The sequence below is a fragment of the Mycobacterium sp. 1245111.1 genome, assembly GCF_001673405.1.
Lineage (GTDB): Bacteria > Actinomycetota > Actinomycetes > Mycobacteriales > Mycobacteriaceae > Mycobacterium.
This window is the reverse complement of sequence record NZ_LZLV01000106.1, coordinates 1-20,613: the sequence shown is the minus strand read 5'-3', so window position 1 is coordinate 20,613 and position 20,613 is coordinate 1. Positions and strand designations below refer to the sequence as shown.

Annotated in this window: 27 protein-coding genes; 18 read left to right on the top strand and 9 right to left on the bottom strand. The window is 66.8% G+C overall.

The window, feature by feature from the left end; all coding sequences use genetic code 11:
* The 11 genes from A5658_RS28860 to rplO all read left to right on the top strand — a co-directional run.
* The coding region (locus A5658_RS28860; RefSeq protein ID WP_231997338.1) for a hypothetical protein at positions 1 to 196 on the top strand (196 nt) is incomplete at its 5' end.
* A 163-nt stretch (positions 197 to 359) separates the two neighbouring features.
* On the top strand, positions 360 to 728 hold the full coding sequence (gene rplN, locus A5658_RS15710) for a 50S ribosomal protein L14 (RefSeq protein ID WP_045373371.1): 369 nt from the start codon (positions 360 to 362) through the stop codon (positions 726 to 728).
* Positions 729 to 1,052: a 50S ribosomal protein L24 gene (rplX, locus tag A5658_RS15705; RefSeq protein ID WP_067336843.1), complete on the top strand. Its 324-nt coding sequence runs from the start codon at positions 729 to 731 to the stop codon at positions 1,050 to 1,052.
* Positions 1,049 to 1,612 (top strand): 50S ribosomal protein L5, encoded by a 564-nt coding sequence (rplE, locus tag A5658_RS15700; protein WP_067336839.1) that lies wholly within the window; start codon positions 1,049 to 1,051, stop codon positions 1,610 to 1,612. Before rplX ends, rplE begins: the two co-directional genes overlap by 4 nt.
* A gap of 4 nt (positions 1,613 to 1,616) precedes the next feature.
* Positions 1,617 to 1,802: a type Z 30S ribosomal protein S14 gene (locus A5658_RS15695; RefSeq protein ID WP_067336836.1), complete on the top strand. Its 186-nt coding sequence runs from the start codon at positions 1,617 to 1,619 to the stop codon at positions 1,800 to 1,802.
* Between the two features lie 86 nt (positions 1,803 to 1,888).
* Positions 1,889 to 2,287: a 30S ribosomal protein S8 gene (rpsH, locus tag A5658_RS15690; RefSeq protein ID WP_067336833.1), complete on the top strand. Its 399-nt coding sequence runs from the start codon at positions 1,889 to 1,891 to the stop codon at positions 2,285 to 2,287.
* 14 nt (positions 2,288 to 2,301) lie between these two features.
* Positions 2,302 to 2,841: a 50S ribosomal protein L6 gene (gene rplF / locus A5658_RS15685; protein ID WP_067336829.1), complete on the top strand. Its 540-nt coding sequence runs from the start codon at positions 2,302 to 2,304 to the stop codon at positions 2,839 to 2,841.
* A gap of 2 nt (positions 2,842 to 2,843) precedes the next feature.
* On the top strand, positions 2,844 to 3,248 hold the full coding sequence (gene rplR, locus A5658_RS15680) for a 50S ribosomal protein L18 (protein ID WP_067336826.1): 405 nt from the start codon (positions 2,844 to 2,846) through the stop codon (positions 3,246 to 3,248).
* A gap of 31 nt (positions 3,249 to 3,279) precedes the next feature.
* Positions 3,280 to 3,954: a 30S ribosomal protein S5 gene (gene rpsE, locus A5658_RS15675; protein WP_067336823.1), complete on the top strand. Its 675-nt coding sequence runs from the start codon at positions 3,280 to 3,282 to the stop codon at positions 3,952 to 3,954.
* A 2-nt stretch (positions 3,955 to 3,956) separates the two neighbouring features.
* The gene (gene rpmD, locus A5658_RS15670; RefSeq protein ID WP_067336819.1) at positions 3,957 to 4,154 is read left to right on the top strand and encodes a 50S ribosomal protein L30; all 198 of its coding nucleotides are present in this window, start codon (positions 3,957 to 3,959) and stop codon (positions 4,152 to 4,154) included.
* The gene (rplO, locus tag A5658_RS15665; protein ID WP_067336816.1) at positions 4,151 to 4,591 is read left to right on the top strand and encodes a 50S ribosomal protein L15; all 441 of its coding nucleotides are present in this window, start codon (positions 4,151 to 4,153) and stop codon (positions 4,589 to 4,591) included. The genes rpmD and rplO overlap by 4 nt, the downstream gene beginning before the upstream one ends.
* A 9-nt stretch (positions 4,592 to 4,600) precedes the next feature.
* Here the strand turns inward: rplO and A5658_RS15660 are convergent, their stop codons facing one another.
* Together A5658_RS15660 and A5658_RS15655 are read right to left on the bottom strand one after the other, a co-directional pair.
* Positions 4,601 to 5,833 carry a serine hydrolase domain-containing protein gene (locus A5658_RS15660; RefSeq protein ID WP_067336813.1) on the bottom strand — a complete coding sequence of 411 codons (1,233 nt, stop codon included), beginning with the start codon at positions 5,831 to 5,833 and terminating at the stop codon, positions 4,601 to 4,603.
* 243 nt (positions 5,834 to 6,076) lie between these two features.
* Positions 6,077 to 7,003, bottom strand: a complete 927-nt coding sequence (locus tag A5658_RS15655) for an LLM class flavin-dependent oxidoreductase (RefSeq protein ID WP_067336810.1) — start codon at positions 7,001 to 7,003, stop codon at positions 6,077 to 6,079.
* Positions 7,004 to 7,054: 51 nt separating this feature from the next.
* On the opposite strand from A5658_RS15655, the gene sppA reads away from it, so the two are divergent.
* Positions 7,055 to 8,836: a signal peptide peptidase SppA gene (gene sppA / locus A5658_RS15650; protein ID WP_067336806.1), complete on the top strand. Its 1,782-nt coding sequence runs from the start codon at positions 7,055 to 7,057 to the stop codon at positions 8,834 to 8,836.
* On the opposite strand, the gene A5658_RS15645 is transcribed toward sppA, so the two are convergent.
* The 3 genes from A5658_RS15645 to A5658_RS15635 are packed head-to-tail and all read right to left on the bottom strand — an operon-like array spanning position 8,833 to position 11,615.
* Positions 8,833 to 9,762 (bottom strand): class I SAM-dependent methyltransferase, encoded by a 930-nt coding sequence (locus A5658_RS15645; RefSeq protein ID WP_067336803.1) that lies wholly within the window; start codon positions 9,760 to 9,762, stop codon positions 8,833 to 8,835. The genes sppA and A5658_RS15645 overlap by 4 nt on opposite strands.
* Positions 9,759 to 10,661, bottom strand: coding sequence for a class I SAM-dependent methyltransferase (locus tag A5658_RS15640; RefSeq protein WP_067336800.1), 903 nt, complete (start codon positions 10,659 to 10,661; stop codon positions 9,759 to 9,761). Before A5658_RS15640 ends, A5658_RS15645 begins: the two co-directional genes overlap by 4 nt.
* A 9-nt stretch (positions 10,662 to 10,670) precedes the next feature.
* Positions 10,671 to 11,615: a class I SAM-dependent methyltransferase gene (locus tag A5658_RS15635; protein WP_067336797.1), complete on the bottom strand. Its 945-nt coding sequence runs from the start codon at positions 11,613 to 11,615 to the stop codon at positions 10,671 to 10,673.
* A gap of 128 nt (positions 11,616 to 11,743) precedes the next feature.
* On the opposite strand from A5658_RS15635, the gene A5658_RS15630 reads away from it, so the two are divergent.
* A complete protein-coding gene (locus tag A5658_RS15630; protein ID WP_067336794.1) occupies positions 11,744 to 12,520 on the top strand; it encodes an SDR family oxidoreductase in 777 nt (258 codons plus the stop codon).
* Positions 12,517 to 13,731: a zinc-binding dehydrogenase gene (locus tag A5658_RS15625; protein WP_067336790.1), complete on the top strand. Its 1,215-nt coding sequence runs from the start codon at positions 12,517 to 12,519 to the stop codon at positions 13,729 to 13,731. Before A5658_RS15630 ends, A5658_RS15625 begins: the two co-directional genes overlap by 4 nt.
* On the opposite strand, the gene A5658_RS15620 is transcribed toward A5658_RS15625, so the two are convergent.
* Positions 13,728 to 14,384, bottom strand: a complete 657-nt coding sequence (locus A5658_RS15620) for a class I SAM-dependent methyltransferase (RefSeq protein WP_067336786.1) — start codon at positions 14,382 to 14,384, stop codon at positions 13,728 to 13,730. The genes A5658_RS15625 and A5658_RS15620 overlap by 4 nt on opposite strands.
* A gap of 73 nt (positions 14,385 to 14,457) precedes the next feature.
* Between A5658_RS15620 and A5658_RS15615 the strand changes: the two genes are divergently transcribed.
* The gene (locus tag A5658_RS15615; RefSeq protein ID WP_067336782.1) at positions 14,458 to 15,312 is read left to right on the top strand and encodes an AraC family transcriptional regulator; all 855 of its coding nucleotides are present in this window, start codon (positions 14,458 to 14,460) and stop codon (positions 15,310 to 15,312) included.
* On the opposite strand, the gene A5658_RS15610 is transcribed toward A5658_RS15615, so the two are convergent.
* Positions 15,309 to 16,343: a dihydrodipicolinate reductase gene (locus A5658_RS15610; RefSeq protein ID WP_067336779.1), complete on the bottom strand. Its 1,035-nt coding sequence runs from the start codon at positions 16,341 to 16,343 to the stop codon at positions 15,309 to 15,311. The genes A5658_RS15615 and A5658_RS15610 overlap by 4 nt on opposite strands.
* A gap of 92 nt (positions 16,344 to 16,435) precedes the next feature.
* On the opposite strand from A5658_RS15610, the gene A5658_RS15605 reads away from it, so the two are divergent.
* Both A5658_RS15605 and A5658_RS15600 read left to right on the top strand, forming a co-directional pair.
* Positions 16,436 to 17,002, top strand: coding sequence for a TetR/AcrR family transcriptional regulator (locus A5658_RS15605; RefSeq protein WP_067336777.1), 567 nt, complete (start codon positions 16,436 to 16,438; stop codon positions 17,000 to 17,002).
* Positions 16,999 to 18,225: a cytochrome P450 gene (locus A5658_RS15600; RefSeq protein ID WP_231997337.1), complete on the top strand. Its 1,227-nt coding sequence runs from the start codon at positions 16,999 to 17,001 to the stop codon at positions 18,223 to 18,225. Before A5658_RS15605 ends, A5658_RS15600 begins: the two co-directional genes overlap by 4 nt.
* Positions 18,226 to 18,236: 11 nt before the next feature.
* Here A5658_RS15600 and A5658_RS15595 read toward each other — a convergent pair whose 3' ends face one another.
* Together A5658_RS15595 and A5658_RS15590 are read right to left on the bottom strand one after the other, a co-directional pair.
* Positions 18,237 to 18,893, bottom strand: a complete 657-nt coding sequence (locus A5658_RS15595) for an L-fuculose-phosphate aldolase (RefSeq protein WP_067336773.1) — start codon at positions 18,891 to 18,893, stop codon at positions 18,237 to 18,239.
* Positions 18,890 to 19,870 (bottom strand): NAD(P)-dependent oxidoreductase, encoded by a 981-nt coding sequence (locus A5658_RS15590; protein WP_067336770.1) that lies wholly within the window; start codon positions 19,868 to 19,870, stop codon positions 18,890 to 18,892. The genes A5658_RS15595 and A5658_RS15590 overlap by 4 nt, the downstream gene beginning before the upstream one ends.
* Before the next feature lie 12 nt (positions 19,871 to 19,882).
* Here A5658_RS15590 and A5658_RS15585 point away from each other — a divergent pair.
* Positions 19,883 to 20,613 (top strand): FGGY family carbohydrate kinase (locus A5658_RS15585; protein ID WP_255361343.1); only part of this gene is annotated, 731 nt, incomplete at its 3' end.

Genomic DNA, 20,613 nt, shown 5'->3' with positions numbered 1-20,613 from the left:
AGCCGTCGGCAAGCGCACCAAGCTGTTTCATGCGGACCCGCACCCCCGGCCCAAGACGACCAGCCCCCGCCCTTCTAACTCTCGCCTCGGGGCTCCAATCTCCATCGATGACGCCGGTGGTGCCATCGTCGGCTTGCCCCAGACCGTCCAGGCCGCGGTAGACCAGGAATTTTGCTCTGAGCAGGTCTTCACCTAGACTCTAGGGGTTGCCGTGGGCAGACCTCGGCTGGCATCTGAGCATCACCGTCAGCCCCGCGTGCCTTTCGACAACGAAGACCATGCTCGATCGGTCTGGTGGACCATGTCTACCGGCTCGTTTACGCGTGGGCGTGCATACGTGAACCAGGTCAGGAGATCGAGTGATTCAGCAGGAATCGCGGCTGAAGGTGGCCGACAACACGGGTGCCAAGGAAATCTTGTGCATCCGCGTGCTCGGCGGCTCGTCGCGGCGCTACGCCGGCATTGGCGATGTCATCGTGGCGACGGTCAAGGACGCCATTCCCGGCGGCAACGTCAAGCGTGGTGACGTGGTCAAGGCCGTCGTCGTGCGCACCGTCAAGGAGCGCCGTCGCCCCGACGGCAGCTACATCAAGTTCGACGAGAACGCGGCCGTCATCATCAAGCCCGACAACGACCCGCGTGGAACCCGCATCTTCGGGCCGGTCGGCCGCGAACTGCGTGAGAAGCGCTTCATGAAGATCGTCTCGCTGGCCCCGGAGGTGCTGTAAATGAAGGTGCACAAGGGCGACACCGTCCTGGTCATCTCGGGTAAGGACAAGGGCGCCAAAGGCAAAGTGATCCAGGCGTACCCGGCCCGCAACAAGGTTCTGGTCCAGGGCGTCAACCGGATCAAGAAGCACACCGCTGTCTCGACCAACGAGCGTGGCGCGCAGTCGGGCGGGATCGTCACGCAAGAAGCGCCCATCCACGTGTCGAACGTGATGGTGGTCGACTCGGACGGTAACCCCGCCCGGATCGGCTACCGGGTCGACGAGGAGTCCGGCAAGCGGGTTCGCATCTCCAAGCGCAACGGCAAGGACATTTCGGCATGACAACGACAGAGAAGGTTCAGCCGCGGCTCAAGACGCGCTACCGCGAAGAGATCCGTGACGCTCTGAACAAAGAGTTCACTTACGCCAACGTCATGCAGATCCCGGGCGTGGTGAAGGTCGTGGTCAACATGGGTGTCGGTGACGCCGCCCGCGACGCCAAGCTCATCAACGGCGCCGTCAGCGACCTTGCGCTGATCACCGGACAGCGTCCGGAGATCCGCAAGGCGCGCAAGTCGATCGCCCAGTTCAAGCTGCGCGAGGGCATGCCGATCGGCGCGCGGGTCACCCTGCGTGGCGACCGGATGTGGGAGTTCCTCGACCGGCTCGTGTCGATCGCGCTGCCGCGTATCCGCGACTTCCGCGGATTGTCGCCCAAGCAGTTCGACGGCTCGGGCAACTACACCTTCGGCCTCAACGAGCAGTCGGTGTTCCACGAGATCGACGTGGACAACATCGACCGCCCCCGTGGCATGGACATCACCGTCGTCACCTCGGCGACCAACGACGACGAGGGCCGGGCGCTGCTGCGCGCTCTCGGCTTTCCGTTCAAGGAGAACTGATCTGATGGCGAAGAAAGCACTGATCAACAAGAGCCAGCGCAAGCCGAAGTTCGCGGTGCGCGCCTACACCCGCTGCAACAAGTGCGGCCGTCCGCATGCGGTGTTCCGCAAGTTCGGGCTGTGCAGGATCTGCCTGCGCGAGATGGCGCACGCGGGCGAACTGCCCGGCGTGCAGAAGAGCAGCTGGTAACCCCAGCACCAAGCAACTGACCCATTGGAAATGGTTGCGGCAGGCCCCGATAGGGGAACCGCCGCGAGGAAGGTGAACCGGCTGTCATGACAATGACGGATCCGATCGCAGACTTTTTGACGCGTCTGCGCAACGCCAATTCGGCGTACCACGATGAGGTGACGCTGCCGCACTCGAAGATCAAGGCCAACATCGCCGAGATCCTCAAGCGGGAGGGTTACATCACCGACTACCGCACCGAAGATGCGCGCGTCGGTAAGGCGCTGACCGTTCAGCTCAAGTACGGGCCGAGCCGCGAGCGCAGCATCGCCGGCCTGCGCCGGGTCTCCAAGCCCGGTCTGCGGGTGTACGCCAAGTCGACCAGCCTGCCGCGAGTTCTCGGCGGCCTTGGCGTGGCGATCATCTCGACCTCCTCGGGCCTGCTCACCGACCGTCAGGCAGCCAGACAGGGCGTGGGCGGCGAAGTCCTCGCGTACGTGTGGTGAGAGGGGACTGACACATGTCGCGTATTGGTAAGCAACCGATTTTGGTTCCATCCGGGGTCGAGGTGTCCATCGACGGCCAGCAGGTCTCGGTGAAGGGGCCCAAGGGCACCCTGGACTTGAAGGTCTCCGAGCCGATCACCGTGGCGCGCAACGAAGATGGCGCCATCGTGGTGACTCGCCCGGATGACGACCGGCACAACCGGTCGCTGCACGGGCTGTCCCGCACCCTGGTGTCCAACCTGGTCACCGGTGTCACGGAGGGCTACACGATCAAGATGGAGATCTTCGGCGTCGGTTACCGCGTGCAGGCCAAGGGCAGCAACCTCGAGTTCGCCCTGGGCTACAGCCACCCGGTGCTGATCACCGCGCCCGAGGGCGTGACGTTCGCGGTCGAGTCGCCCACCAAGTTCTCGATCTCGGGCATCGACAAGCAAAAGGTCGGCCAGATCGCGGCCAATATCCGCCGTCTCCGCAAGAGCGATCCCTATAAGGGCAAGGGAATTCGCTACGAAGGCGAGCAGATCCGCCGCAAGGTCGGAAAGACAGGTAAGTAGTCATGGCGCAATCACAAGCTGGTACCGCGCAGAAGCCGTCCGGGCAGAACGTCTCTGCCGTTCGGCGCAGGCAGCGGCTGCGTCGTCACGCGCGGCTGCGCAAGAAGATTTCGGGCACGGCGGAGCGTCCGCGCCTGGTGGTGCACCGCTCGTCGCGGCACATCCACGTGCAGTTGGTCAACGACCTGAACGGCACGACCGTGGCCGCCGCTTCGTCGATCGAGGCGGACGTGCGCGGCGTGGACGGCGACAAGAAGGCCCACAGCGTCCGGGTCGGTCAGTTGATCGCTGAGCGGGCCAAGGCCGCTGGCATCAACACCGTGGTGTTCGACCGTGGTGGCTACACCTACGGCGGACGGATCGCGGCGCTGGCCGATGCCGCTCGCGAGGGTGGGTTGGAATTCTGATGGCAATTAACGACTTTGGAAGGACCGCATAATGGCGGAGCAACCGGCTGGAACGGCCGGCCCGACCAACGAGGGCCGCGACGACCGTCGCGACTCGCGTGACAACCGGGGCCGCCGCGATGGTGGCGGCCGCGGCGGTCGGGACCGTGACGGCGACAAGAGCAACTACCTGGAGCGGGTTGTCACGATCAACCGAGTCTCCAAGGTGGTCAAGGGTGGTCGGCGCTTCAGCTTCACCGCACTGGTCATCGTCGGCGACGGCAACGGCATGGTCGGTGTCGGCTACGGCAAGGCCAAGGAAGTTCCGGCGGCCATCGCCAAGGGTGTCGAGGAGGCCCGCAAGGGATTCTTCCGCGTCCCGCTGATCGGCGGGACCATCGTCCACCCCGTCCAGGGCGAGGCCGCGGCAGGCGTTGTGCTGCTGCGTCCGGCCAGCCCCGGTACCGGTGTGATCGCCGGTGGCGCGGCGCGTGCGGTGCTGGAATGCGCCGGCGTGCGCGACATTCTGGCCAAATCGCTGGGTAGCGACAACGCGATCAACGTCGTGCACGCGACGGTCGCGGCGCTCAAGATGTTGCAGCGTCCCGAAGAGGTTGCCGCGCGACGCGGGCTGCCGCTCGAGGATGTGGCGCCGGCCGGCATGTTGCGCGCCCGCCGCGAAAGCGAGGCGCTGGCCGCCAGCGCCGCTCGTGAAGGAAGCGCGTAATCATGTCGCAACTCAAAATTACCCAGGTCCGGGGCATCATCGGCGCTCGCTGGACGCAGCGGGAAAGCCTTCGCACACTGGGACTTCGGAAGATCCGTCAATCGGTGGTCCGCGACGATAACGCGCAGACCCGCGGACTGATCAAGGCCGTCCACCACCTCGTTGAGGTCGAGCCGGTCGAGGGAGGCAGCAAGAAGTGACCATCAAACTGCACGACCTGCGCCCCGCGCCCGGGTCGAAGACCAAGCGCACCCGGGTGGGTCGCGGTGAAGGCTCCAAGGGTAAGACCGCGGGTCGAGGAACCAAGGGAACGAAGGCTCGCAAGAACGTGCCGGCCACCTTCGAGGGTGGTCAGATGCCGATTCACATGCGGCTGCCCAAGCTGAAAGGTTTCCGTAACCGGTTCCGCACCGAATACGAAGTCGTCAACGTCGGCGACATCAATCGGCTGTTCCCCAAGGGCGGTTCGATCGGGCTGGACGAGCTGGTGGCCAAGGGAGCGGTTCGCAAGAACACTCTGGTCAAGGTCCTCGGCGACGGCAAGCTGGCCGTCAAGGTCGACGTCACCGCGCACAAGTTCAGCGGCAGCGCACGCGAGAAGATCACCGCGGCAGGCGGTTCGGCGACCGAGCTGTAAGACAGCTCGCTACGTCTGCGGTCGTGCGCCCAGCACGTCGCGGAACAGGGCCTCTCGTAGCGTGAGCTCTCGCGGATCGCTGCACAGGTGAAAGCCCAGCCGGTTCATCACGTAGGCGAAGCCGATCCCGGTATCGGGGTCGGCGAAGCCAAACGATCCGCCGAAACCCGGTGTGCCGAAGGCGTTGTCCGACGATCCGAACTCGCACAACGTTCCCGGCTTCGATAGCCCCAGCGAGTAGACCACGTCGACGCGCAGTACCCGGTCGCGCAGCCCGTGGCTGGGCGCGGTGGGCTGAGCGATGAGTTCCTCGCGCACGTCCGGTGTCAGACCGAGCGCAGCATCTCCGACCGCGGCGCTGCCGTAAAGCTTGGCAACGGCGTTGGCCGTCCCGATTCCGTTGGCCGACGGGATCTCGATGGCACGGACGTCGTCGCGGTTGTAGTCGCCGTTCCACGGCACCACGTTGCGCGGAAGCGAGCCGGCGCGAGCGAGCAGCCCGAACGGGTTGAACGACGCGGCCACCAGCGCCGCCGGCATGACATTCAGATGCAGCAGGGACTGCGCGCGTGACCAGTTGTGTACGTGCGCCACCCGCTCGCGGGACACTGAATCCGGAAGCCCGATAAAGAAATCCAACCCGAGCGGGCCGGCAACTTCGTCCGCGAAGAACCGGCCCAGCGTGCGGCTGGCAGGGTCGGTGCGACGAATGAGCTCGGATTCGTACCAGCCCAGCGTGATCGCGTGATACCCATGGCCGCTGCCCGGCGGCCATGCCGGCTTCTGTGCCGCGAGCATCCCCGAGAACCGCGCCGGGTCGGCGACGTCTTGCACAGTTGGCACCGGCTTCAGCGCGCACAGTCCGGCCTGGTGGGCGAGCAGTTGCCTGATGGTGACTTCGTCTTTGCCGGCTTGGGCGAATTCGGGCCAGTGGTCGACGACCTTGTCGTCGTAGTCGAACAAGCCGCGGGATACGGCCGCGGCTATGGCAAGGGCGGCAACACCTTTCGTCGTCGAAAAGACGTTGACCATGGTGTCGTGCTGCCACGGTTCCTTGGTGAAGCCGTTGCGGTAGCCGCCCCACATGTCGACCACTTTGACACCGTCGCGGTAGACGGCGACCGCAGCGCCGATTTCGCTGTGCGCGGCGAAGTTTGCGCGGAATGCGTCGGCGACCTTGCCGTAGCCTTCGTCGGCGTGGCCTTCGATGAGATCCGGTGACGCAGCGACTTTGCTGACCATGAGATTGTTATACCGGGATGTGCCCGCCTTCGAGCGAAAACAAAGTGGCAGACGGCGTGCGCCCGCGGGGGTTAGGCCCCACGAGTCACAGCAGCACCGTCTCTGGGGCGCCACTCTTTTTCGAAATCGTGCTCATATGCGATATCACCCCAGTCGGTGATATCGCCCGTGGTCACAAAACGAAAAAAGAGAGCCACCTCAGACAGCGCCGGCTTCGTCAGCAGACCCGCTCAGACGGTGCGCTCAGCTCAACTGTGGAATGACCTCTGCGGCAAGGCGTTCCATCTGCTCGCGATCCTCCGCGACCGTGCCACCGACGGGGTTGAGCAGAATCGTCTCGGCACCCGCGTCGATCACGGCGCGCACGCCGGCGACCACGTCGTCGACCGTGCCGCACACCGGGACGTCCTCGATACCGGGCATCCCGCCGTAAATGCGATGCAGCCCTTCCAGCACGCGCCCCCGCGCACGGGTCGGGTCGTCGTCGATCATCAAGTAGACCCGCTTGCCGATCGGAAACGCAGCCGGGTCTTTGCCCTGCACGTCGAGCTCATGCCGCACGCCTTGCACCGCCTCGACGAACTTTGCGGTGGTCGACGAGCCCGCACCGAGAAACGCATCGCCGTGGCGCACCGCGCGGGCCAATGCCTTGGGCGCCTGACCGCCGAACCAGATCGGCGGGTGCGGCCGCTGCATCGGTTTGGGCATGATCGGCAGACCGTCGACCTGACGGAATCGGCCGTCGAACGTCACGCGCGGCTCGTCGGACCAGGCCACCTTCATCAGCTCCAGTCCCTCGGTGAAGCTACTGATGAACGTGTCGGCATTCACCCCGAATGCGGCGAACTGACGCCTGCCGCCACCGGGTGCCACCCCGACCTCCAGCCGGCCGTGGCTGAGCCGGTCCACCGCCGTGATCGACGATGCCAGTTGCAGCGGGTCGTGCAATGACGAGACCAGGACGGCCACCCCCAGCCGCAGCCGCTCCGTGCAGGCGGCCGCATACGCCAACATCTCCAGCGGCGCGATCATCGGTGCTGGTCCGATGGTCTGCTCCATCGTCCAGGCGCCTTCGAAGCCGAGTTCCTCGGCGCGAGCCAGGTAATCACGCACGCCGACCGCGTCGAATCCGGTCGAATCGAGTTGGTGGATCGATATGGAGAAGCGCACGCAGCCACCGTACGGCCGGGCGACATCGTGGGCCATCGGTAGGCTCGTGACATGTTCTCTTTCCTGCCTGATCCGCCGGGTATCGACGACGTTCGCGCGTTGGCCCGCCGAGTGGACACCGCCCGCCACCACGGTGTTCCCAACGGCTGCGTGCTCGAGCTCGACCTGCGGGCGGCACCGCCGGAAACCAGCGGTCTGGACCCGCTGGCGATCATCACCGGCGGCGGCCGGCCGCTGGTGTTGCGCGAAGCCGTCGCGGCGCTGCATCGGGCCGCCGAGGACCCCCGCGTGGCCGGGCTGATCGCACGCGTCCAGCTGACCGCGGCCCCGGCGGGGCCGGTGCAGGAATTGCGCGAGGCGATCGCCGCGTTCACCGCGGTGAAGCCGTCACTGGCATGGGCCGAGACGTATCCCGGCACGCTGTCGTATTACCTGGCATCGGCCTTCGGCGAGGTGTGGATGCAGCCGTCGGGGACGGTCGGGCTGATCGGATTCGCGACCAACGCCCTATTCCTGCGGGACGCGCTGGACAAGGCCGGCATCGAGGCGCAGTTCGTCGCACGCGGCGAATACAAGTCGGCGGCAAACCTTTTCACGCAGGACCACTACACCGACGCTCACCGAGAAGCCGACACCCGGCTGCTGGAAAGCCTGCGCGGGCAGGTATGGCAGGCGATCGCGAAGTCACGCAACATCGACCAGGACAGCCTCGACGACCTGGCCGATCGCGCGCCACTGCTGCGTGACGTCGCCGTCGAATCGAAGCTGATCGACCGCGTCGGGTTCCGTGACGAGGCATACGCGCGTATCGCCGAACTGGTTGGCGCCGAGGGTGTTTCGCCGGAATCCGGTGATGCCGACGGCGACGACGCCCCGCCGCGGCTGTTCGTCAGCCGGTATTCGCGGGCGACCGGCCCGGGCGGGCCGTCGATACCGGGACGCGGGCCCAAGGCGACGATCGCCGTGGTCACCGTCGCCGGCCCGATCGTCAGCGGACGGGGCGGTTCGCGGGTGCCGCTCGGCTCGTCCAACGCCGGCGGCGACACCATCGCGGCGGCCTTGCGCGAAGCGGCACACGACGATTCGGTGTCCGCGATCGTGGTGCGGGTCGACTCGCCCGGTGGCTCGGTCACCGCATCGGAAACCATCTGGCGGGAAGTCAAGAAAGCCCGCGAGCACGGCAAACCGGTGGTCGTGTCGATGGGGGCGGTCGCCGCTTCCGGCGGCTACTACGTCTCGATGTGCGCCGACGCGATCGTGGCCAACCCCGGCACGATCACGGGGTCGATCGGGGTTATCACAGGCAAGCTGATCGCCCGTGACCTGAAGGATCGGCTGGGTGTGGGCTCGGATGCGGTGCGCACCAACGCCAATGCCGACGCTTGGTCGATGAATGCACCGTTCACCCCCGAGCAACAGGCGCAGGTCGAGGCCGAGGCCGACCTGTTCTACACCGACTTCGTCGAGCGCGTTGCCGACGGCCGCAACATGACTGTCGAGGCGGTCGACGCGGTTGCGCGGGGCCGGGTGTGGACCGGTGCCGACGCGCTCGAGCACGGTCTGGTCGACGAGCTCGGCGGCCTGCGCACCGCGGTGCGTAAGGCCAAAGTGCTGGCCGGCCTGGACGAAGACGACAAGGTCCGCCTGGTCAGCTACCCGGGTTCGTCGGTGTGGGACTACCTGCGGCCGCGGCCGTCGTCGCAGCCCGCGGCGGCATCGCTGCCGGATGCGTTGGGCGCGTTGATCACTCGGTCAGTGGCCGGCATCGTCGAGCAGGCCGAGCGGTCGCTGACCGGCGCCAGCGTGCTGTGGGTGGGTCAGTCCCGCTACTAGACGGTCAGCTTCTCACCCTTCAGCGTTGCGCTGATGTAGATGATCTCGCCCAGCGGATCGTCGTTGTCGGGCTCGGGAATGACGCGGCCGTTGGCGGCGAACAGATCGGTCCGCGACGTGTCGGTGACGTCCCACGACTTGTCGCGCAGGTATTCCGCGACGTGGTTGCGTTGTCCCGCGTAGATCAGCGAGGGCATGTCGATGTCGACACCCTGCTCGCGAAATGGCGCCGACATTTCTCGGGCCCGGTCTTCGTCGAAATCGATGATTCCCGGCACGTATTCGGTCGCGACTGCGCTACCCGGTGCGCTCAGCGCGGTGATGTTGTCGAACAACCGATCCTGGGCCTCGGGCGGCAGGTAGATCAACAGGCCCTCGACCAGCCAGGCCGTCGGCGCGGCGGTGTCCAGCCCCGCCTCGAGTAGCGCGGCCGGCCAGTCGTAGCGCAAGTCGATCGACACCGTGCGACGCGTCGCGGTGGGTTCGGCGCCCAATTCGGCGAGCGTGCGGGTCTTGAATTCGATCACCTGTGGCTGGTCGATCTCGTAGACCGTGGTGCCGTTGGGCCAGGGCAGCCGGTAGGCGCGGGCGTCCAGTCCGGATGCCAGGATCACCACCTGCCGCACGCCGCCACGGACCGCGTTCAGCAGATAGTCGTCGAAGTACTTGGTGCGCAATCCCATCCCGTCGACGATTGCCTGCATCCGTTCGGGCGACGAATTGGGAAACAGTGAGGCGTTGATGTCGCCGTCGATCATCTTGACGAAGAAGTCCAAGCCGACGGCCCGGACTAACGGCTCGGCGAACGGATCGTTGATCAATGCCTGGGGGTCTTTGGTCGCCATCACGCGAGCCGCCGCAACCATCGTCGCGGTGGCGCCCACGCTGGAAGCCAGGTCCCAGCTGTCGTCGTCGGTGCGGGTCATTTCAGCGTCGCATTCACGTAACTGAGCTCACCGAAGACCTCCATCATCGACTCCTCGGGGAATTCGAAACCGTTGCGAGCATACAGCTCTCGCGCGGGATGCGCGTCGACCCGCCAGCCGTGCTCGGTGAGGTAGTCGACCACGACGGCGCGGTCGCCGATGTAGAAGAGATCCTCCGCGTCGAGGTCGAAACCAAAGCTGCGCCACCGCTCGCTGATCTGTTTGAGCCGCTCGTCGGTGAACGCATTCGGGTCGGGGACGTGCTCGGTGGCCAGTTGGCTGCCGGGCGCGCTCAGCGCGGTGATGTTGTCGAACAGCCGGTCCTGGGCGTCGGCGGGCAGGTAGGGCAGCAGGCCCTCCGCGCTCCACGCCGTCGGCTGGGCGGTGTCGAAACCCTTGGCGCGCAGGGCAGCCGGCCAATCGTCACGCAGATCGATCGCGACGGTTCGCAGTTCTGCGGTCGGCTCGGCCCCGAGGCCGGCCAGTGTGCGGGTTTTGAACTCGATCACTTCGGGCTGGTCGATCTCGTAGACCACCACGCCGTCGCCCCACGGCAGCCGGTAGCCCCTGGTGTCGAGACCCGACGCCAGGATCACCGCCTGGCGCACCCCGGAGTTGGCGGCGCTGGTGAAATAGTCGTCGAAAAACCTTGTGCGCACCGCCATCTGCTCGGTACGGGTCTTGCGGTTCAACATTGCATCGTCTTCGAAGCTGAGGTCGCCGTCCAGGATGCGGACGAACGGTGCCAGCCCCACCGCGCGCACCAGCGGCTCGGCGAACGGGTCGTCGAGCAGTGGCTCGGGTCCGCGCGAGGCCATCGCGCGCGATGTGGCCACCATGGTCGCGGTGGCGCCCACGCTCGAGGCCAGATCCCAGCTGTCGTCGTGGGTACGTGGCATCTACGGCTCCTATTTCTTGTCGGTCAGTGTGCCGCTGACATACAGACGATCGGCGAACGGCAAATCATCCTCGATGATGGGCGGAAGTCCGTTGGCGGCGAACAACTCTCGGATGGTGCTGCCGCCCATCTCCCAGCCGCGATCGGACAGGTAGGGTGACGCCTCGTTGCGATCGCCGAAATACACCAGCTGCGTCATGTCCAGGTCGAGCCCGTGCTTGCGCCAGCGCTGCGACACGGTGCGCATGCGGTCTTTGATCCGCTCCTCGTGATCCTTGCCGCGGGAGGGCCCGCTCTCGGTGGCGATCCGGCTGCCCGGCGCGCTGAGCTCGGTGATGGTGTCCAGCAGCTTGTCCTGCGCCTCGGGCGGCAGGTAGCCCAGCAGTCCTTCGGCGCTCCACGCGCTGGGCTGGGCCGGGTCGAAACCCGCGGCCCGTAGTGCGGCCGGCCAGTCGTCTCGCAGGTCAATCGCGACCGCGCGCCGGTGCGCGGTGGGTTGGGCGCCCAGCTCGGCCAGGGTGCGGGATTTGAACTCGATGACCTGTGGCTGGTCGATTTCGTACACCGTGGTGCCGTCGGGCCAGGGCAGCCGGTAGGCCCGCGCGTCCAGCCCGGACGCCAGGATCACCGCCTGCTTGATGCCCGAGTTGGTGGCGTCGAGGAAGAACTCGTCGAAGAACTTCGTGCGGACCGCCATGTTGTCGGTCATCCGCTGGACGCCGGCGGGTGCGCCGTCGCTGTCGTCCTCGAGGTCGGCGGGGGACAGCTCGCCCGTGGCCAACTTGGTGAACAGGTCGACGCCGACCGCGCGCACCAGCGGCTCGGCGTAGGGATCGTTGATCAGTGGGCTGTCGACTTTGCTGGCCATCGCCCGGGCCGAGGCGACCATGGTCGCGGTCGCGCCGACGCTCGAGGCCAGGTCCCAGGTGTCGTCGTCGGTGCGTGTCATCGCCATCCCTTCGCAGCACATCCAGGTGATTACTTAGCCAATATAACGAGCCTACCATGTGGCCTAATGGCCGCTTGTGCAGGCATATTGCTCAAACGCATGTCAACCGAAGTCATTCCCGCGACGCTGTGAGCATGGAATTCGAGGTGCCCGGCAAACGAGTGGTCATCACCGGGGCGTCCTCGGGTATCGGGGCCGCGCTGGCGCGGCGATTGGCGGGCGAGGGCGCGGTGGTGGGGCTGGTTGCCCGCCGCACCGAGCGCCTGGCGGAGGTGCTGGCCGACTGTCGCCGAACCTCGCCGGCCTCGACGATGTGGGTTGTCGACCTGGGTGACGACGCCGCGGTCGGCCGGCTCGGGTCGCGAGCCTGGGACGACCTCGGCGGCATCGACATTCTGGTGAACAACGCCGCGGTGCCGAAACGCCGCGCGGTCGAGGCACTGGACCCGGCCGAGGTCGAGACGGTGATGCGGGTCAACTTCTTCGCCCCGATGCGGCTGACGCTGACGGTGCTGCCCCGGATGCTCGAGCGTCGAAGCGGGACGATCGTCAACGTGTCCAGCGTCGGTGGGCGGCTGGGCATTGTTCACGAAACCGCATACTGTGCCAGCAAATTCGCGTTGTGCGGGTGGAGTGAGTCGATGGCCGTCGACCTGCACGGCACCGGTGTCGCGGTGAAGCTGATCCAGCCAGGGCCCGTCGACACCGAGATCTGGGACCAGCCCGGCAGCGAGGATCCGCTCTATCAGGGGCCGAAGGTGCCCGCAGACGAGGTGGCCGACGGCATCGTCACCGCGCTGGGCACCGACCGATTCGAGCATTACCTTCCGGACCTGAAGCCGGTCGTCGACGCCAAGAACGCCGACATCGACGCCTATATCGCCGGCGCGGCCGGGATGGCATCACGATGAGAGCACTGGTCTTCGGGGTGCCTCCCGAACCGCAAGCGGGCCCGGACAATGCCCTGACCCACAGTCCGGTGGGGCTACGCCAGGTTCCCGATCCCGCACTGCTGCACGACGATTGGGTGATCACCCGGCCCCGGCTGACCGGCATCTGCGGATCGGACTCCAAGCAGATCCTGCTGGACTTCGGCGAGGGCGACGCCGACAACGCGCTGGCGGCGTTCTGCTCATTTCCACAGGTCATGGGCCACGAGGTGGTCGCCGACGTGGTCGCGCTGGGGCCCAAGGCCCGCGGTCTGGAGGCCGGCCAGCGGGTGGTGCTCAACCCGTGGCTGTCGTGCGGGCCGCGGGGGATCGACCCGCCTTGCCCGGCCTGCCAGACCGGTGACTTCAGCTTGTGCTGGAGCTTCTGCGACGGCGACATCAAACCCGGCATTCACACCGGCGTTTCGGCCGACGTGACCGGCGGCTACGCCGAGCTGATGCCGGCCCATGACGGCATGCTCTACCCGGTGCCCGATGCGGTGCCCGACGAGCTGGCGGTGTTCGCCGACCCGTTCTCGGTCTCGCTCCATGCCGTCACCCGGCATCCGCCGCCGCGATCGGGCCGCGTCCTGATCTACGGCGCGGGCTCACTGGGGTTGTGCGCGTTGACAATTCTGCGAGCGCTCTACCCCGACGTGGCGGTGGCGGTAGTGGCCCGGTTCGAGGCCCAGGCCGAGCTGGCCCGCCGGTTCGGGGCGGACCTGGTGCTGGCACACGAGCCCCGGCTGGCCGTCATCGAAGAGGTGGTGAAGTGGGCCGGCGGCCGGTTGTGGCAGCCGCTGCAGGGCCTGCCGATGGCGTACCCGGGCGCGGTCGACGTCGTCTACGACACCGTCGGGAAGCCCGAGACATTCGAAGTCGGAGTCCGGGTGCTGGTCGCGCGGGGAACCCTGGTGAAGGCGGGCGTGCACGCGCCGGGGCGCTGGGAGTGGAGCCCGCTGTACTTCAAGGAGATCGCGCTGGTCGGCAGCAACGCGTTCGGCGTCGAGGAAGTCGACGGGCACCGCCAGCACGCGATAGCGCACTACCTCGACCTGGTGGTCGACGGCCGAATTGATCTGCGTCCCATGCTGACTCACACGTTCCGGCTCGAGCAGTGGCGCGAGGCCTTCCTGGCCATCGCGGATCAGGGTGCCAGCGGTGCCGTCAAGGTGGCGTTCGACCAGCGTTAGGCCGGGCGGGTGGCGGAAAAGAACACCAGGCGCCCGATGACGGGATGACGTCGACTGCCGACCTCGGCGTAGTCGAATCCCGCCGCGCCCAGCAGTTGCGGGATCGAGTCGCCGAAGTGCGCGGCGGCGTGACGGCGGCGTGCGAAGAACCGTGCGAGGGGCCCGCCGTGCGCGGTCACGTCCGGGTCGATGTCGACGAGGTGCAGTCGACCGCCGGGCCGCAACACCCGGAAGGCTTCGGCCAGTGCGGCTGCCTTCGCGTCGCTGTCGAGATGGTGCAGCATCAGCGACGAGAGCACCCGGTCAAACTCGCCGTCGGCGTACGGCAGCTTTTGCGCGTAGCCATGGTCGAAGCGAATCCCGGACTCGCCGTTCAGCTTTCGCTGGGCTCGGGTCAACGCCAGGGGGTCGGGGTCGACGCCGATGACGTCGGCTCCGGGATGAGAGCCCTTGGTGCGCAACGTCAGATTGCCGGTCCCGCTGCCGATTTCGAGGACGCGGTGGCCGTCGGCGACGTCGGCCTGCTCGATCAGCGTCCGATGGACCTTGGCGATGCCCATCACCCGCGACATCATGTCGTAGGCGGGCAGCAGCGCGTCATACTGGGCGCCAGGCAGGTAGTCATGGCGATGATGCAGATGATTTTTGGTCATATTAAACATCATCTACCGCTGCAGCCGAAGATGTTTGAGTGATCCTCGGTCAGACTTGGACTATCTTAGGCTCATGACCACGCCGACCCGCCTGATTCGTCACCAGCGTGGAGTGCCGGTGTACCAGTACCGGACCGATCCACACACGCCCCCGCTGGCGGTGATCCGGCGTGGCGAACAGGTGAGCAACCGGGGCCGCCACATTCACGACTTTCCGGCGCTGTGGTACCGACCCGCGGCCGGCGCGGTGTATGTGGTGGCCGCCGGCGAGGTGCTCGATCCGTCAGCCCTCGTCGACCTCGAGGACGGCGTCGGAGTGTTGTTCGACCCGGCGGCCCTGGGGGAGGATGCACGATCGCCGTGGCCGACGTGGCGGACGCATCCGCTGTTGTTCCCGTTTCTGCACGGGCACTCGGGCGGGCTGTTGCGGCTGGAGTTGCCGAAATCCCGCCGACTGAACTGGAATTCCGCGATCGAGTCGATCGAGACGGAGCTGGCCGAGCGTCGCGGCGGCTACCAACAGGCCGCGCTGGCGCACCTCACGCTGCTGCTGATCGATGTCGCGCGATTGGCCGAACCCGATGTCGTCGACGACCTGAGGCGCAGCGGCGAACCGTTGCTCGCCGACGTCTTTGCGATCATCGACCGCCGGCTTGGCGAGCCATTGTCGCTGCGCGATGTGGCACACGAGGTGGGCATGACGCCCGGACACCTGACCACCGTGGTGCGCCGCCGCACCGGGCGCACCGTCCAAGAGTGGATCATCGAACGCCGAATGGCCGAAGCACGCACCATGCTGGAGGAGACCGATCTTCCGGTCGCCGAGATCGCCAGGAGGGTAGGGGTTTTGGACCCCAGCTATTTCAGCCGTCGGTTCACCCGGACACACGGCGTCTCGCCGCGCGACTGGCGCGGTCGTGTCGACTAGGTCAACGCACCCGGGGATCCGGTGATCGGGAGGTCAATCGGGGTGATGACGCCCGGTCGTGCCTCGCAGACGAACGGGATGGCGTTGACCGCCGCGACGGCGGTGCTGTCCATCAACACGGTCATCACGTCCTCGCCGGGTCTGCCGAACCGGATCGTCGCATCGACATATGGATCGCCTTCGATCATCACGCTGAAACCCTTGGGGTCGGGCCATTTTGGGTCGAGCGCGTCGTCGCTCATGGTCCAGCAGATGGCCAGCTCGACCACCGGGCGGCCGCCGCGATAGCCACGGTAAGTGCGGCGTTGGCCCCCGGCGGTGCCGGCCGCGTAGTCTACCCAGCCCAGATTCAGATCCCGGGTCAGCACGGCCGGTTCGACGAATGCCTCCTTGGAGTCGAGCTCGGTACCCAGCATCGTGGCGATCATGTCCAGCGTCTCGAAGTAGCCCAGGCCGTATCGTTGCTTGGCCGGGTCGAGGTGCGTCACCGGCTCTCGGGGCGGTTTACCGAATCCGAGCACCTTCCACACGTCCTGCACGGGATAGGTTGTGCAGTCCAGCGTTTCCACGAGCGTGACGCTGCGCACCCGTGGGCAAGCGCCGGTGAGGAATCCGGCGACGACGTTGATGAAGCCCGGCTCGAATCCGGTTCCCAGGAACGTCGCTCCTCCCTGTTGCGCCGCTTCCTCGAGCATCGGGAGTTCCACCGGGTGATGGGTGCCGGTCAGGAAGTCTCCCGTGGTGACCACGTTGATGCCGCGGCGCAGCATCCCGGCCACCAGGTCGTAGTCGATGGCGCGCGGCATGTAGTTCACGCAGTCGGGCGCAAGGTCGAGCAACGCGTCCACATCGCTGGTCGCGGGGACCCCGGTCGGCGACCGGTCCGCGAGTACCCCCGCGTCGCGCCCCACCTTGTCCCCGCTGAATGCGTGGACGCCCACCACGTCGAAGTCGTCGCGGTCGAGCAATATGCCGAGTGCTCGCGTGCCGATGTTGCCGGTTGACCACTGGACAACCTGGTATCGCGCCATGCCTCACCGTAACCGTTGACAGCTCATCTCGAACGCTGTTCTAATCAGATCACTGTTCGAATTCGATCATTGTTCGAGAAAGGGGCGGCGGCATGCGGATCAACTCTGGTGCGCCGGTACTGCGCTACGGAGCGCTGGACCAGGCGCACCTGACGAAACACCTGCTGCGATTGGCGAAGCGGGTCGGCGTCAACCGGGTCACCATCCGGGAACTCGCGGCGGAGGCAGGCACCGCCCCCTCCTCGGTCTACTACCACGTTCGGGACAAGCGGGAGCTGCTTGATCTGCTGATCGAGTCGGTGCTCGCTCAGATCGAGGTGCCGCGTGAGGGGCACTGGGAGTCGCGCTTGCTTGAGCTTTATGCGAACGCCTGGAAGGTATTGGTCGAGGTACCGGGCATTGCGATCTTGCTCCAGGAGTATCCGCACACCCCTGCGGCCACTGAGCTGGATCGCGCCTCTCGCCGTATCCTGCGCGAATCCGGTTTGCAGGCAGCCGATTTCGAGACGGCGCATGCGGCGTTGTATATCCACCTGCTCGGTTCGGTGCAGCTTGCGCAGATCCGCCAGACCGACGGGCCGGGTGATCGCGCGTTTGGGGACGGGTTGCGTCTGATCCTCGCTGGTTTGCGTAGCGAATCAGGGGGGACCGCGTCGTGACGGATACGCTGATCGACCTCGCCGAGCCGACGATCTGGGCGTCGCGATTTCCTGAGGAACTGTTCGCCGCACTACGCGCCCGCACGCCTGTGTTTCACCAGCAGCTCACCGATGATGTGAAATCTGCAGTAGGCCGGGAGTTTTGGGTGTGTACGAAGCACAGCGATGTCGCGCGAGTGCACCGCGACTCTGAATTATTCACCGCGACTCGTGGACCATTGATCCAGGACGTGCCGCTGTTCGACGCCTATCCGGCCCTGGTGAGTCTGGATCCGCCGGATCACACCATCCGCCGCAAGGTCATCTCGCGCGCGTTCACCCCGCGGGCGGTGGCGAAGCTCGAGGACGGAATCCGCCAGCGGGCCAGGACAATGGCCGGCGCCCTACTCGCATCCGGGGGCGGTGAGTTCGTCGACCTGGCGGCGGGATTGCCGATGTCGGTGATCGGCGACATCGTCGGAATTCCGGAGGCCGACCGGTCGCACGTATTCCATTTGATCGAAACAGTATTGAAGACCGCCGGGGCGCAGCTTGCTGTCCCCGACGGCGACGACGTATTGCCCTTCGTCGAGTTGTTTGAGTACGCCAGCAGGCTGACGGCGCAGAAGCGTGAACATCCCGTCGACGACATCTGGAGTGCGTTGTGCACGACCGAGATTGCCGCCGAGTCGGGGGAGAGTTTTTTGCTGCCTTCCAACGAGCTGGAGATCTTCTTCTTCGTTCTCGGGTTGGCCGGCGCCGACACTACTCGGAATGCACTGTGCGACGGGATCCGGGCCTTTGTCGCCAGCCCGGACCAGATCGAGATCTACCGGTCCGATCCGGACGCGCGGAGCACGGCAGTCGAAGAAGTGATCCGATACTCCACGCCGATCATGTTCTGGGTGCGCGGAGCAACCCGGGACGTGACTTTCGGCGACACGCTGGTCCCAGAGGGTGCTCGCGTGGTGACGATGTTGCGGTCCGCCAATCGCGACGAGGATGTCTTCGAAAATCCGTATCAATTCGACATTCGCCGTGATCCCAATCCCCACCAGTCATTCGGCGGAGGCGGCGCCCATCACTGTCTGGGCGCGATGCTTGCCCGGGCGGAAATCAGGGCCGCGCTCGACGAGATCTTGTTGAACGCCAACGCGATCGAGATTGGCGAGCCGACGATGACGCTGCCCGACCTTTCCAACAACATGACGGTCTACGACTCCCTGCCGATCAGCCTGAACTGAGCGACGCCAGCCTATCTCGGGTTGGCGCGAAGGTACCCGTACACGCCGGCGAAGTTGGCGTTCACGTCGTCGGGGATCGGCACCGGACCGCCGAGAGCCTTTGCCCCCCAGACGATTTGAGCAGTGCGCTCCACCAGCGCGGTGACGTGCAGGGCCTTGTCCGGCCGCGGGCCGACAGCCACCAGGCCGTGGTTGGCGATCAGCGCCGCGGCCCGGCCTTCCAGCGCCTTGACCGCGTTGGTACCGACCTCGGGCGTGGCCGACGCCGCGTATTCGCTACAGCGGATGTCGCCGCCGCAGTAGATGGCGAACTCGTCGATGCAGGCCGGAATCGGCTGGTGGGCGATCGCGAACATGGTCGCCCACACCGGGTGGCTGTGGATGACGCTGCCGATGTCGTCGAACGCCCGGTAGCAGGCCAGGTGCAGCTTCATCTCGCTCGACGGCGACCGGCCGTCGGAGGCCTGCAGCACCGTGCCGTCGGGGTCGACCATTACCAGGTCGTCGAGCGTCATGTCGGCGTAGTCGACCGACGAGGGGGTGATGACCAGATTCCCGTCCTCGCGGCGGGCCGAGATGTTGCCCGCGGTGCCCTCGACCAGGCCGCGCCGCAGCATGTCCTTGGCCGCGGCCAGGACCGCGGTCTCCGCGTAGTCGACGAACCTCATGGCGTTAGCACCTCCGGGTTGACGATGTGGGCCGGCGTCCCCCCGGATAACAGCGCGTCGAGGTCGTCGGCAACCATCTGGGCCTGGCGCGCCTCAGTGTTCCACGTCGCACCGCCGATATGCGGCGTCAGCACCACATTGGGCATCGCGATCAGCGGATGGTCGACCGGCAGCCATTCCCCGACGAAGTGGTCCAGGCCCGCGGCGGCGACCTTGCCGCTGCGCAGCGCCTCGACCAGCGCGTCGGTGTCGTGCAGCTGCGCCCGCGCGCTGTTGAGGAAGACCACCCCGTCGCGCATCGCCGCGAACTGCTCGGCCCCGATCAGCCCGGTGGTATCGGCGGTCACCGGCGCGTGCAGCGAGACGATGTCGGCCTCGGCCAGCAGCTCCGCCAGCCCGTGCTGCGCCTCATCGTTGTAGGGGTCGTACGCGATGACCCGCATGCCGAGCCCGGCCATCCGCCACCGGACCGCCTGCCCGATCGCGCCGAGGCCGATCAAGCCGACCGTTCGCCCGGCCAGCTCCCAGGCGCGGAAACGCTGATACGGAAGGGTGCCGTCGCGGAACACCTGCCCGGCCCGGACGTCGGCGTCGGCGCCCAGCACCTGCCGGGTGGCGGCGAACAGCAGCGCCAGCGTCATCTCGGCGACCGCATCGGCGTTGCGCGCCGGCGTGTTCAGCACCGGGATGCCGGCGGCGGTCGCACCCGCGATGTCGACGTTGTTGGGATCGCCGCGGGTGGACGCGATCGCCCGCAGGCCCAGGTCGAAGACCGGCCCTTCAACCGAATCACTTTCCACCACAACAATATCCGCGCCTTCGGCCGAGATCCGTTCGGCCAGTTGCCCGGCGGAGTAGATTCGCAGCGGGGTTTGGTCGATCCACGGGTCGTAGACCACGTCTGCCAGCCGGCGCAATTTCTCGAATCCCTCGCCACGCAGCGGGGCCGTCACCAAAGCACGGGTCACGAGAGCCAATGCTGGCGTACGGTGACGCGCGTGGCAACAGAGGTCACGGTCGGCATCGACATCGGAACCACCGCGGTCAAGGCGGTGGCTGCCGACGAAGACGGGCGGGTGGTCGCGCGGGCCCGCGTCCCGCACGAGCTTCGGGTGCCGGCGCCGGATCGGCTGGAGCACAACGCCGACGAGGCGTGGCGGCGGGGCCCGTTGACCGCGCTGAAGCAGTTGGCCTGCCCGGATGCGCGGGCGATCGCGGTGTCCGCGATGGTCCCGTCGTTGACCGCGGTGGACGCCGCCGGCATACCGATCACGCCCGGGTTGCTCTACGGCGACGGCCGCGGCCGGGTTCCCGGTGTCGCCGCCGACGGGCCGTTCCCGGTCGGCGAGGCCGCCGAATTTCTGCGCTGGACCGCTGCGCAAGCGCCGGCGGCCGCCGGCTACTGGCCGGCCCCGGCGGTGGCCAACCACGCCCTGGCCGGCGAGGCAGTGGTCGACTTTCCCACCGCGTTCACCGCGTCACCGTTGTTCGACGGCGACGGCTGGAACGCGGCGGCCTGCGCGGAGCGCGGCGCGACCGAGGCGCAGATGCCCGCGGTGGCGGCGCCGGGCGCGGCCGTCGGGCAAGCGGGCCAGGCCGTGTTGGGGGTCGGCGCGATTGACGCGGTGTGCGAACAGATGGTCTCCGGCGCCAACGACGTCGGCGACGTTCTGGTGCTGTGCGGCACCACGTTGATCGTGTGGGTGACGATTCCCGACGC